13 protein-coding genes are annotated in these 11,428 nt (G+C 66.8%); 5 read left to right on the forward strand and 8 right to left on the reverse strand.

The annotated features are described in order from the left end of the window. The 7 genes from gspG to AC0Z6F_RS00195 all read right to left on the reverse strand — a co-directional run bounded on the left by gspG (position 1) and on the right by AC0Z6F_RS00195 (position 5,024). Positions 1-438, reverse strand: a complete 438-nt coding sequence (gspG, locus tag AC0Z6F_RS00165) for a type II secretion system major pseudopilin GspG (protein WP_430766054.1) — start codon at positions 436-438, stop codon at positions 1-3. Between the two features lie 57 nt (positions 439-495). Then, positions 496-1,080, reverse strand: coding sequence for a hypothetical protein (locus tag AC0Z6F_RS00170; RefSeq protein WP_153675811.1), 585 nt, complete (start codon positions 1,078-1,080; stop codon positions 496-498). 120 nt (positions 1,081-1,200) lie between these two features. Next, the gene (locus AC0Z6F_RS00175) at positions 1,201-1,752 is read right to left on the reverse strand and encodes a hypothetical protein (protein WP_485616544.1); all 552 of its coding nucleotides are present in this window, start codon (positions 1,750-1,752) and stop codon (positions 1,201-1,203) included. A gap of 58 nt (positions 1,753-1,810) precedes the next feature. Further along, entirely contained in the window at positions 1,811-2,791 is a 981-nt protein-coding gene (locus tag AC0Z6F_RS00180) for a FecR family protein (protein ID WP_485616543.1), read from the reverse strand. A gap of 69 nt (positions 2,792-2,860) precedes the next feature. After that, positions 2,861-3,391 (reverse strand): RNA polymerase sigma factor, encoded by a 531-nt coding sequence (locus tag AC0Z6F_RS00185; protein ID WP_006370838.1) that lies wholly within the window; start codon positions 3,389-3,391, stop codon positions 2,861-2,863. A gap of 16 nt (positions 3,392-3,407) precedes the next feature. Continuing rightward, on the reverse strand, positions 3,408-4,088 hold the full coding sequence (locus AC0Z6F_RS00190; protein ID WP_485616542.1) for a TonB-dependent receptor: 681 nt from the start codon (positions 4,086-4,088) through the stop codon (positions 3,408-3,410). Between the two features lie 471 nt (positions 4,089-4,559). Next, a complete protein-coding gene (locus tag AC0Z6F_RS00195) occupies positions 4,560-5,024 on the reverse strand; it encodes an Lrp/AsnC family transcriptional regulator (protein ID WP_005409896.1) in 465 nt (154 codons plus the stop codon). Positions 5,025-5,151: 127 nt separating this feature from the next. Here AC0Z6F_RS00195 and AC0Z6F_RS00200 point away from each other — a divergent pair, with 127 nt between their 5' ends. The 4 genes from AC0Z6F_RS00200 (at position 5,152) to AC0Z6F_RS00215 (ending at position 8,356) form a co-directional block, all read left to right on the forward strand. Continuing rightward, complete coding sequence (locus tag AC0Z6F_RS00200; protein WP_485616541.1) at positions 5,152-5,883, forward strand: AzlC family ABC transporter permease; 732 nt, start codon at positions 5,152-5,154, stop codon at positions 5,881-5,883. Next, positions 5,880-6,194 carry an AzlD family protein gene (locus AC0Z6F_RS00205; protein ID WP_065723444.1) on the forward strand — a complete coding sequence of 105 codons (315 nt, stop codon included), beginning with the start codon at positions 5,880-5,882 and terminating at the stop codon, positions 6,192-6,194. The genes AC0Z6F_RS00200 and AC0Z6F_RS00205 overlap by 4 nt, the downstream gene beginning before the upstream one ends. Positions 6,195-6,401: 207 nt before the next feature. Next, the gene (locus AC0Z6F_RS00210) at positions 6,402-6,830 is read left to right on the forward strand and encodes a PAS domain-containing protein (RefSeq protein ID WP_005409905.1); all 429 of its coding nucleotides are present in this window, start codon (positions 6,402-6,404) and stop codon (positions 6,828-6,830) included. Further along, positions 6,827-8,356, forward strand: a complete 1,530-nt coding sequence (locus AC0Z6F_RS00215) for a diflavin oxidoreductase (RefSeq protein ID WP_485616538.1) — start codon at positions 6,827-6,829, stop codon at positions 8,354-8,356. The genes AC0Z6F_RS00210 and AC0Z6F_RS00215 overlap by 4 nt, the downstream gene beginning before the upstream one ends. A gap of 94 nt (positions 8,357-8,450) precedes the next feature. On the opposite strand, the gene AC0Z6F_RS00220 is transcribed toward AC0Z6F_RS00215, so the two are convergent. Beyond that, on the reverse strand, positions 8,451-9,257 hold the full coding sequence (locus AC0Z6F_RS00220; protein WP_485616537.1) for a TOBE domain-containing protein: 807 nt from the start codon (positions 9,255-9,257) through the stop codon (positions 8,451-8,453). A 183-nt stretch (positions 9,258-9,440) separates the two neighbouring features. On the opposite strand from AC0Z6F_RS00220, the gene AC0Z6F_RS00225 reads away from it, so the two are divergent. Beyond that, positions 9,441-11,426, forward strand: coding sequence for a TonB-dependent receptor plug domain-containing protein (locus AC0Z6F_RS00225; RefSeq protein WP_485616536.1), 1,986 nt, complete (start codon positions 9,441-9,443; stop codon positions 11,424-11,426). The last annotated feature ends 2 nt before the right edge of the window (positions 11,427-11,428 follow it).

Here is an 11,428-nt window from a genome sequence, read left to right on the forward strand (position 1 = left end):
TCAGAGCTGCCAGGAACCGATGTCCGCGTTCCCGGCGTCACCGCCGGGCTTGCTGTCCGCGCCCAGCGAGAACACATCGATGTCGCCATGGGTGCCGGGAATCTGGTACTGGTACGGGTGACCCCACGGATCATTCGGCAGCCGGTCCAGGTACGGCGTGACCGGCATGGTGCCGCTGCCCTGTGGCGGCTTCACCAGTGCCTGCAGGCCCTGCTCGGCACTGGGGTAGCGGCCATTGTCCAGCTTGAACAGCTTCAAGGCCTGCATCAGCGCGGCAATATCCTGGCGCGCAGCAACCACCCGCGCCTGGTCCGGGCGATCCATCAAACGCGGCACGATCAATGCGGCAAGGATGCCGATGATCACTACCACCACCATGATCTCGATCAGGCTGAAACCCTGCTGCCGAGCCCTGCGACCACCCACCTGCCTTGCCATTGTTCCGCCCTCATCATCCTGGAAGAGACCGCTGCGCCATGGTCAGCGGTGCATGTGTCAGTACGATAAACATCCGCCCGCTATTCGCTGCGGCTGTGCCTGCAGCGGTGCAGCACGTACCGCTGGCGCACACGCCGCTTCAAGCAACGGAGATGGAAGGCTGCCCAGTGTGTCGTCGATACAGGCCCGCAGCAGTGGATGTGCGCAGGCCTGCAACAGGCGTACGCACTGCATCGGCGACCAGGCCGTGCCGTGGTCGAGGCCGATGAACTGCCGGTAGGCCTGGTGGTAGCGCAGATCGTCGTACACGCGCTGCGCGCTGTTCAGGCCGCGCATCACCACCAGCAATGCCGCGCGTTGCAGCACGCGTACATCACCGGCCTCAAGCGGCAGCAGCGCCGCCGTACATTCGGGCCAGGGCCGCAGTTGCGGGTCGAGCGCCCTGCGCAATGCCAGCAGCGGATGCGACGAACTGTCCAGTGCAGCCCAGCGCGCGGCGTCGGCCCAGGCGTCGCTGGACAGCACCCAGACCCATGAATGCCCGTAGCGCTGCACGTTCAAGGGTGCATGCCGCGCCTGTTCCAGCGACTGGCTCAGGTGGCGATCCAGTTCCAGCATGTTGATCCTGCGACTGTCTGCCATCAGCGCCGCCTGTGCTCCGCGACGCGTGGTGCGCCGTACTCTGGAGAAGACGTCGACAAGGCAGGTGAAGCGACAACGCGAATGCATCTCTGTGCACTGGGTGGCGCTTCATCCGCAGCGTCACAGCAACGTCATCCGCCTGCAGGTTTCGCGGTCCAGCCGTGGTGCGTCGCCACCGCATCGCCGCGCCAGCACCGCCACGTCGCTGCGTTGCGCGAACGCCGCCAGCACATCGGTCATGCCTGCGTCATCCAGCCATGACGCCATCGCGACACGCAGCGCTGGCAGCTGCCAGCCGTCCATCACGCCATGGCCGCCGGCCACAAACCAGTGCCACAGGCGCTGCTGCTGAACCTGCTCGTGCAGCTGCGGAAGATCATCGATGCCATGCATGTCCGCCAGCAGCAGCGCACGGGCGATCGCCGCCGGCGGCAACACGCCACTTTCGGGCAACGGCACAGCCTGCTGTTGCAGGCGTAGCAGCATCGCCAACGGGTGTGACTGCGGATCGAACTCCAGCAGCACTGCTTGTTGCTGCCAGTACGCATCGGACACCACGCACACCCAGGGCGATCCATAGCGATGCACCATCAACGGCCGCCGCTGCGTGGTTTCCAGCAACGCCGACAGGTTGCGACGCAGATCCAGCACACCGATGGTCTCGTTGCGCATCCTTGGCTTCTCCTTGCTTGCAACAGCTCCGCGCGGCGCGCACGGGCAGCGTCTTCATCTAACCAAGGACGGCAATGCCACCCGGAAAGCGACGCAGATCCAGTGACATCGTCAGTCGCAGCTGCTCCAGCGCTGCATCGGGATCATCGATGCGGAAGCGGCCGCTGACCGGCGCGCGGGCCAATGCCGATTCGCCCAGTATTACCTTGCCACGGCGATAGCGGTTGATCTCGTCCACCACCTCGTGCAGCGGCGCGCGGCGAAACACCAGCATGCCTTCGGTCCAGGCGCTCACGTCCGAGGCCACGGCCTCGGCCACCACGCCACTGAGGCGCTCGTCGTACTGGGTCTGCTGGCCCGCCTGCAGCTGCAGCCGGCCCTGCGGATGCTCGATGCGGGCGCTGCCATGCAGGCAGGTCACCCGCACCTGGCCATGGGTGTTGCGTACGTCGAGGCGCACCGCACCTTCATCAGCGATCACGCAGCCCGGTCCAGCGAACAATGCCAGGCGCAGGCCAGGCTGGGTCTCGATCGCGGCCTGGCCCTGTACGAGTTCGAAGCCTTCGCCCTGCGCGTCCGCACGGCGGCGCAGGCTGCTCTGGGTGTCCAGCTCGATCTTCAGCTGTGGCGAAGGCGCGATCTGAAGCCGCTCACCGGTGCCGGTATGGAAGTCGGCCGCCATCGCCGTCACCGATGGCCACAGCCCCAGCGGTGGGCGGATCGCCGCCACCACTACCAGACTGGCCGGGGCGGCAATCGCTGCACCGAGGAAGGCACGACGGCTCCAGCGCTGCGCCGGACTCGCTGCAATTGGCTGGCGCGCAGCGGCGGGCAGCTGCTCGCCGGCCAAGCGCACCTGCTCCCATTGCCGACGCGCACGGCCGAATGCTTCACGATGGAGAGGATCGGCCTCGCACCACGCCCGGAACTTCCGCCCTTCAGCGGCGGTGGCTTCGCCCGAGGTCAGGCGCACCACCCACGCGTGGGCCTGACGCTCGACGGCATCCAGCGGGCGTTGCGGGCGATCGTCAGGATCCATGGGGACTCTTGCCGGACCCGCACGCTGCGGGGTTCTGCTCGGCGTCAAAGTGTAGACGGATGCCGCCGCTCAGAACCGCACCTGGCGCCCCTGCCCGCTGCGCTCGGCCAGGTAGTCCTGGGCCGCTTTCAGCTCACGCTGCACCAGCCGCAGCGACACGCCGAGGTGATCGGCCACATCACGCTGCTGCAGGCCATCGACGCGGATCGCCAGCAGGATGCGACGGCGGCGCTCGGGCATGCGCTGCAGCAGGCCAACCATGTCCTCCAGCGCGAATTCGAGCTCGGCGGCCTGTGCCGGGCCCGGACCCGGGTCGGCCATGTCCATCAGCGTATCCACTTCTTCCAGGCTCAGCAGGCGATGATCGGCCCGCTGGCGGTCGATCACCGTGTTCATCGCCATGCGCAACAAGTAGGCCGCCGGGTTCTGCACCGCGTCCAGGCGGTCACGGCGCGCACTCAGGCGCATCCAGGTGTCCTGCAGCGCATCACCGGCCAGTTCTTCCGAGCCGAGCTTGCGCACCAGACGGCGCTTCAGCTCGTCGTAGGCCCCCAGAAGGTGGTCCATCAGGTCAACTGCCCCAGCCGTACCGTTGCTCATGTTCGAATCCTTGAAGTCATGGAAGGGGCGAGCGCCGGCCACAGTCATGGTCGGTGCCGGAAGGTCGGATCTGCAGCGTCACCGGCTGCGGCAGCGCGGCGGCCTCGGGCGCCAGCACCAGGCCCTGCAACGCCTGCAACAGACGTGCATCGCGGCGGGCGCTGCCACTGCCTGAGAGAAGCTCGGGCGCATGCACCTGGCCTTCGCTGTCGACGTGGAAGCGCAGCGTCGCGGCATAGCGGCCGGGCGCAAGATCGGGGTCGTCACAGAACGCCGCACGCAGGCGCTGCTGCAGCCCGCCGTAGCGACGCCGGCGCTCGGCCTCGGGAAGGTCACTGGCAGCACCTGCTTCGGCCGCGGACTGCACACCCCGGCGCAGCACCACGCGCTGCTCACCGATCATCTCGGCCTCGATGCCGGTGTCCTGCAGCAGCGCCTGCAACGCGGGGAGTGGCGGCAAGCTGGCCCTCAACGCGTGACTGCTGCGCCCAGCAGCGAGGTCGCCCGGGTACATCACCGACCACCCGCTGATGACACTGAAGCGCTCGACCGCCTGTTCCAGCGGCTGCGCAGGGATGTCGTAGGCATGAACACCGTCCTGTGCGGCAGCGGCAAAGGACAGCAGCAGCCATGCGGCGATGGCCACCTTCCAAGTTCTGACCGCATGGTGTCCATTCAGCCCCCTGACGTAGAACACATGACCCTCGGCAGCGACAGCAGCTGCAGTGGACGCGCGCCACGACCGGCGACCCGGCCCGCGCGCGACCAGCAAGCGGGCTCAAACCGTACCGGTGCCAGATGTCATTGCGATGACCGCTGCCTACGGCCTGGTATCGAGGCAGGCTCCGTGACGCCCCCCACGAATCAGCAATCAATCAATAGAGCGAACAGACATCTTCATCTGCTCCTGGGGTCAGAGCCCGTTGCGCAGCAACGGGATCCGACCCCGACAGCTCGCGGGGAACTGTCAGGCAGCGGGGCGGTGTGGCCAGGCAGGACCGTTGGCGCCATGGATGGCGCCACCGAGCCCCCAAGGAAGGGTTTACGGCGTGTCCTGCCTGGCCACACCGCCCCGCCGCCCCAGGGAACATCGCTGTTGCCGTTGCGGTTGCTCCGGCTGTTGCCTCTGCGGGTGCCGGGTGCAACCCGGCCAGAAATCACCCATCCCTCAAAGCGGCAGCTGGGTCGTCTGCTTGATCCGCTGCATCGGGATCTCGGTCTTGGTGTTCTGCACCCCGGCAATCCGGTTCAGGTGCTGCATCTGGAACTGCCGGTAGGCATCAAGATCGGCCACCGCCACCCGCAGCAGGAAGTCGCAGTCACCGGCCATCAGATGGCATTCAAGCACTTCCGGGAAAGACTTGATGCTGTTGATGAAGTGATTGGTGGTGTCCTCGTCCTGTCCGCGCAGCCACACCCGCACGAACACCGTGAAGCCGCGGCCCACCTTGGCCTCGTTCAACAAGGCCACGTAGCGGTCGATGTAGCCGCCCTCCTCCAGCAATCGCACCCGGCGCAGGCAGGCCGAGGGCGAAAGGCCCACCTGCCGGGCCAGCTCCAGGTTCTGCAGGCGGCCGTCACGCTGCAAGGCGTCGAGGATGCGGCGATCAAGGTTGTCGAGCTGGTACTGCATTGGATTTCACCTTTGGCGACCCTGGCCGCATGGAATCTCAATATTCTCGAATCGAATGGCATCAACGCAACCCGATTTCGCGATCGGACCGCTAGTATGGGCCACCCCTACCTCGTTGTGCCGTTCCATGGACGCCCGTACCACCCGCCCCCTGCCCGACACCTGCGATACCGCGCCGCGTGCCGAATTCCTGCGCGGCCTTCGCGCTGCCGTGCCGGTGATGATCGGCTTCATTCCGTTCGCCCTGGTACTCGGCGCCCAGGCGGCACAGAAGGGCCTGAGCGCACTGGAAGTGCCGCTGATGACCGGCCTCAACTTCGCCGGTGGCTCGGAATTCGCCGCCGTCGAACTGTGGAGCTCGCCGCCGCATATCGCGCTGATCGTTGCGATCACCGCGCTGGTCAACAGCCGCCACCTGCTGATGGGCGCCAGCCTGGCCCCGTTGGTGCAGCACCTGCCGCGCCGCCGCGTGCTGCCGGCCCTGTTCTTCATGTGCGACGAAAGCTGGGCGATGGGCGTGGCCGATGCGCGCCGCCGTGCGCTCGGCTTCAGCCTTTCCTACTACCTGGGCGTCTCGGCCGGCCTGTACACGGTCTGGGTGGCCTGTACCGCGCTGGGCGCGATCGTCGGCCCGATGCTGGGCGACATCCACGCCTATGGTTTTGACATGGCCTTCCCGGCCGTGTTCCTGGTCCTGCTGCGCGGCATGTGGCAGGGCATGAAGGCAGCGCGGCCGTGGCTGGTCAGCCTGGTGGTGGCCGCCGCCACTTACCTGCTGGTGCCGGGTGCGTGGTACGTGGCCAGCGGCGCATTGGCCGGCCTGGCCGCGGCCTGGCTGCTGGCGGAGGACGCGGCATGATCTTCAACGGACTGATCCACTGGACCTCGGTGCTGACCATCGTGCTGATGGCCGCCGCCACCTACCTGACCCGCATCATCGGCTTCCTCGCGCTGCGCAACCGCACACTGAGCAAGCGCGCAGTGACGGTGATGGAAGCCGCACCCGGCTGCGTGCTGATCTCGGTGATCGCGCCCGACTTCGTTGCCGACAAGCCGGCTGATCTGGCCGCGCTGGCCATCACGCTACTGGTCGCCACGCGCTTTTCAATGCTGCCCACGGTGTTGATCGGCGTGGTGTCGGCCGGCGTGCTGCGTTACCTGATGGGCTGATGCCTCTTCGCCGGGCATGGCCCGGCGCTACCCTTGCACCGCCCCCCTGGTAGCGCCGGGCCATGCCCGGCGGAACACCCCTGCGACCCCCGGTCGCAGCCGATCCAGCCACCCGCTTGATCAATGTCAATCCGCCCGCCGCTGCGCGGGCGTATCTCTATGCAGGAACCCAATACGCCGGCGTCACCGGCATCCAAAGGACCTGCGATGAGCTACACCCCCGACAACGCCCAGCTGCTGAATGCCATGCAGAACGTCATGGTGATCTCCACCACCGACCTGCAGGGCAACATCACCTACGCCAACGACCTGTTCTGCACGCTCACCGGGTTCGCGCGCGAGGAGCTGATCGGTCAGCCGCACAGCATCGTGCGCCATCCGGATGTGCCCAAGGCGGTCTACAAGGACATGTGGGACACCATCAAGGCCGGCAAGACCTGGACCGGCATCGTGCCCAACCTCGGCAAGGGCGGCGTGCTCTACGTGGTCGACACCACCGTGCAGCCGCTGTTCGACGCCGACGGCAACATCACCTCGTACATCAGCATCCGCCGCGTGGTGAACGACCTGATGCAGAACTACGACCTGGTCGAGTTCAGCAAGGAAAAGTTCGACGACTTCTACGAGGCCGCGTGAACGCTCTCCCGACCAGTACGCCCTTCAGCCGCCTGCTGGTGGGTTTCGCGTCCGAGTCGGGCAATGCCCGCGCCCTGGCCCAGCGCCTGGGCGCGGACCTGCAGCCGCACGGTCCGCAGGTGCTTCCGTTCAATGACATCGACGTGGCCAGCCTCGGCCACGGCGATGTGCTGCTGGCGATCTCCAGCTCGTTCGGCGATGGCGAACCGCCGGCCAACGGCGAACAGTTCTTTGAAACCCTGCGCCAGACTCCGACACTGAGCGGCCTGCGCTATGCAGTGTTCGGCCTCGGCGACACCGGCTACCCCAGCTTCTGCGGCTTCACCAAGGCGCTGGATGCCGCGCTGAGCGATCGCCAGGCGCAGCCGCTGCTGCAGCGCGTCGATGCCGACCTGGGCTACGAGCAGTTCTTCCAGCAATGGCAGCCGGTGCTCGGCCAGGTGCTGGATGGCGACGTGGACGCTGGCCAGGACCTGCACCTGCAGGTCACCGCCTATGGCGAAGACAATGCCTTTGCAGCCCCCATTCTCGAACGCCGCCGCTTGAACAGCAGCGACCCGGCCGCCTGGCACCTGCAACTGGACATTGCCGGCAGTGGCATGGCGTACCGCGCCGGCGACACCCTGCACGTGGTACCGGAGAACGACCCTGCCCTGCTGCAGGCATTGGCCACCTGGTACGGCGACACCGCCGCTGTGGCCGCGCTGCATGACCGCGAGCTGCGCCTGCTGAGCAAGGGTGTGCTGCGCGAACTGGCCAAGCTCGGTGGCAGCGACGTACTGAAGGGCCTGTTGAAGGTCAGCCAGAAGCGCGAGCTGGAAGCCTACCTGCACGGCCTGGACCTGCTGGACATACTGCAGGACCACGCCACCCCGGACAGCATTCCGCTGGCCCGCCTTCGCGAGCTGCTGTCACCACGCCTGCCGCGTGCCTATTCGATCGCCTCGCACCCCTGCGACGACCAGCTGAGCCTGTGCGTGCGCGAAGTGCGCTACACCCTGCGCGGCCGCGAGCGCTTCGGCACTGCCACCGGCAGCCTGCTGCATGGCGGCGACCATGCCCGTGTGTACTGCCGTTCCAATCCCGGCTTCCATCTGCCCGATACCGGCGAAGCGCCATTGCTGCTGGTTGGCACCGGCACCGGCATCGCGCCGTTGATGGGCCTGATGCAGGAGCTGCAGGCCAACGCCTGCGAACGCGAAGTGCGCCTGGTGTTCGGCGAGAAGCACAGCCAGCATGACTACCTGTATCGCGAGCAGCTGCAGGACTGGCACGCGCGAGGCGTGCTGGCCGGCCTGCATACCGCGTTCTCGCGCGATGGCGCCGAAAAGGTCTATGTGCAGCATGTGCTGCAGCAGCGCGGCGATGAAGTGCGCGATGTGCTGGCCCGCGGCGGGCATCTCTACCTGTGCGGCAACAAGAGCCACCTGGAAGGCGCGGTGCGCGAGGCCATCGATGCCATCGGTGGCGAAGGGCACTGGGACGCGCTGCGGGGTGAAGGCCGCATCCACTGTGAGCTGTATTGAATACCGGATCGATTCCGCCGGGCATGGCCCGGCGCTACCGTTGCAGGAACCGTGCAGCGCCGAGGTAGCGCCGGGCCATGCCCGGCGGAACGCCTTACATCGGCACGCCCACGATTACGCTCGACGCCTTGAACAGCACTGTTGCCGTGCTGCCTTCACGCAATTCCAGCGCTGCGGTACTGGCGCGGGTGATCATGGCCACCACGCTGCAGCCATGGCCGATGTCCACCACCACCTCGTCATTCACCGCGCCCTCGGTGATCCGCTCCACCGTGCCGGCGAACTGGTTGCGCGCCGAATATCGCGCGCCATCACCCTGCGCCACGATCACCGACGAGGCCTTGACCAGCGCATAGGCCGGCACCCCCACCGCCAGCCCCAGCGATTCCACGCTGCCATGGGTGATGGTAGCTACCAGCGCGAGGCCCGGCGCCACCTCAATTTGTACCTCATCGTTGACCGCACCGGCCGCCAGCGCACTGACCCGGCCATGGAACTGGTTGCGTGCACTGGTGATCATGCCGATTCTCCGGATCAGGGCCAGATCCTCGTCCAGCCCCGGGGTGGTCTGCAGCGACTGCAGGAAGGTGCTGTGTGCCCGCTCAACGTCCTCGAACCGGGTGATCAGTTGGCGGCCACGCTCGGTCAACTGCGCGCCGCCACCGCCACGGCCACCCACGCTGCGCGCCACCAACGGTTCACCGGCCGCCGTGTTCATCGCATCCACTGCATCCCAGGCATTCTTGTAGGTCATGCCCATGCGCTTGGCGGCCTGGCTGATCGAGCCACACGCATCGATCAGGCCCAGAAGCGCGAAGCGTCCGCGACCGCCCACGCTCTGCCCGGCGATGCTCAGCCACAGGTTGCCCTGCAGTTCCAACGGCGGCTCGGCCTCGCTCATCGTGCTCGTTTCCCTGCGTTTTGCGCGAGCGGCCAGTGTACGGCGTTGCCCCCCTGCACCGGGCTTGATATGGATCAAGGTGGCCGTGCCGGCCAGCGCCGAGAATCCCCGGGTCGGTCATCAAGTTGACCCCTGCCAACCGTTATATCATCTTGGATATAACGAACCCGAGGACTCGCGAGGATGCGTACCTGTCGTTTCGTTCTACCCCTGTCGGCCCTGCTGCTGCCGCTGACCGCCGCCGCGGCCGACATCGCCTCGCCACCGCCGGTGTTCACCCTGGGCACGATCGACGTGCATGCCGCGCGCGGCACCTCACCCACCGTGGCCGAACGCAGCCTCGACGCCGAACGCATCCAGCAGCTCGACCGCAATACGGTCGGTGATGCGGTCAGCGTATTGCCGGGCGTGAGCCTGGCGCGCAATTCGCGCAACGAGGACATGGTCTACCTGCGCGGCTTCGACGCACGCCAGGTACCGGTGTTCCTCGATGGCATTCCGCTGTACGTGCCCTATGACGGCTACGTGGACTTCGGCCGTTTCACCACCTTCGATCTGGCCGAGATCCAGGTCGCCAGCGGTGGTGCGTCGCTACTGTATGGGCCGAACATCCTCGGCGGTGCGATCAACCTGGTCAGCCGCCGCCCGGAGCGTCCGATGGAAGGCGACGTGCGGCTGGGAATCGCCGATGGCGGCGAGCGCAAGGCGGCGGTCAACCTCGGCGGGCGTCGTGGCGACTGGTACTTCCAGCTCGGCGCATCGATCCTGAAGGCCGATGAGTTCCCGCTGCCGGATGGCTTCGTCGACTACAAGCGCGTACCCACCGATACCGGCAAGGACCGCCGCAACGCCTCGCGCGACGACCGCCGCCTGTCGTTCAAGCTGGGCTACACCCCGCGCGAGGGCGACGAGTACGCGATCGGCTACGCGCGCCAGGACGGCGAGAAGGACAACCCGGTCTACACCGGCACTGCGCGCAGCGGCATCCGCTACTGGCGCTGGCCGTGGTGGGACAAGGACAGCCTGTACTTCATCGGCAACACCCGCCTGGGCGAGCACACCACGCTGCGCACCCGCGTCTACCGCGACACCTATGGTAATGGTCTGGATGCCTACACCGACGGCACCTACCAGGTGGCGATGGACAACAGCAGCTTCCCCAGCATCTACGACGACCGCACCGTGGGCGGCTCGGTGACCCTGGCCACGACGGCGCTGCCGCGTCAGGAACTGCAGTTCGCGATCCACTACAAGGAAGACCAGCACAGCGAGCGCAACCCGCACTCGCCCACCAAGGATTTCCGAGATGTGACCACTTCGGTGGCGATCGAGGACCGCATCGCACTGACCGACACCTCACACCTGCGCGTGGGCATCGGCCACGACCGTCGCGACGCCAAGCGCGTGTACTTCTGGCCGACCGGCAGCACCGATGCCACCAATGCGGTCCTGGAGTACGTGCAGCAGCTGGCGCCGGACCAGCAGTGGTATGCAAGCGCAGCGCGGCGCACGCGTTTTCCGACCATCAAGGACCGCTATTCCGCGCGCATGGGTTCAGCCCTGCCCAACCCGGACCTGAAGGCCGAGCACGCCACCCACTTCGAAGTGGGCCTGCGTGGCCGCTGGTGGGAAGGTGGCCAGCTGCAGGCGGCGCTGTTCCAGAGCCGTATCGATGACCTGATCCAGAACGCGGTGGTGGCCTCGCGCGAGTGCGGCGGCAGCACCTGCAACCAGGCGCAGAACGTTGGCAAGGCACGCCACCAGGGCGTGGAACTGGGCTTGCGCCAGCGCATCGGCGACGACTGGGATCTGCAGGCCAGCTATACCTGGCTGCGCCGTACCAACCTCGAAGACCGCAGCGTTGCCCTGCTCGACAGCCCGCGCCAACGGCTGTTCATGGCGGTGGGCTGGCAGCTACTGCCGCAGTTGAAGTTGCAAGCCACGCTGGAAGGCGAACAGGGCCGCAAGGTCAGCTACGCCGATGCCGCACGCCCGGTACGTGACCTGCCCGGCTATGGCATCACCGGCTTCAAGGCCAGCTGGAGCCCGCGCAAGGCCTGGGATTTCGACCTCGGCGTGCGCAACATCGGTGACAAATGGTACGAACTGGCCGACGGTTACCCGATGCCGGGCCGTACCTGGTTCGCCAACGCCAACTGGAGGTTCTGAGC

This window comes from Stenotrophomonas sp. 1L-E-5-B-C3, assembly GCF_057292075.1.

Bases quoted from the DNA above. Each gene is read 5' to 3' on its own strand.
- gspG (WP_430766054.1), bottom strand. From the start codon at position 438: ATGGCAAGGCAGGTGGGTGGTCGCAGGGCTCGGCAGCAGGGTTTCAGC.
- AC0Z6F_RS00170 (WP_153675811.1), bottom strand. From the start codon at position 1,080: ATGGCAGACAGTCGCAGGATCAACATGCTGGAACTGGATCGCCACCTG.
- AC0Z6F_RS00175 (WP_485616544.1), bottom strand. From the start codon at position 1,752: ATGCGCAACGAGACCATCGGTGTGCTGGATCTGCGTCGCAACCTGTCG.
- AC0Z6F_RS00180 (WP_485616543.1), bottom strand. From the start codon at position 2,791: ATGGATCCTGACGATCGCCCGCAACGCCCGCTGGATGCCGTCGAGCGT.
- AC0Z6F_RS00185 (WP_006370838.1), bottom strand. From the start codon at position 3,391: ATGAGCAACGGTACGGCTGGGGCAGTTGACCTGATGGACCACCTTCTG.
- AC0Z6F_RS00195 (WP_005409896.1), bottom strand. From the start codon at position 5,024: ATGCAGTACCAGCTCGACAACCTTGATCGCCGCATCCTCGACGCCTTG.
- AC0Z6F_RS00200 (WP_485616541.1), top strand. From the start codon at position 5,152: ATGGACGCCCGTACCACCCGCCCCCTGCCCGACACCTGCGATACCGCG.
- AC0Z6F_RS00205 (WP_065723444.1), top strand. From the start codon at position 5,880: ATGATCTTCAACGGACTGATCCACTGGACCTCGGTGCTGACCATCGTG.
- AC0Z6F_RS00210 (WP_005409905.1), top strand. From the start codon at position 6,402: ATGAGCTACACCCCCGACAACGCCCAGCTGCTGAATGCCATGCAGAAC.
- AC0Z6F_RS00220 (WP_485616537.1), bottom strand. From the start codon at position 9,257: ATGAGCGAGGCCGAGCCGCCGTTGGAACTGCAGGGCAACCTGTGGCTG.
- AC0Z6F_RS00225 (WP_485616536.1), top strand. From the start codon at position 9,441: ATGCGTACCTGTCGTTTCGTTCTACCCCTGTCGGCCCTGCTGCTGCCG.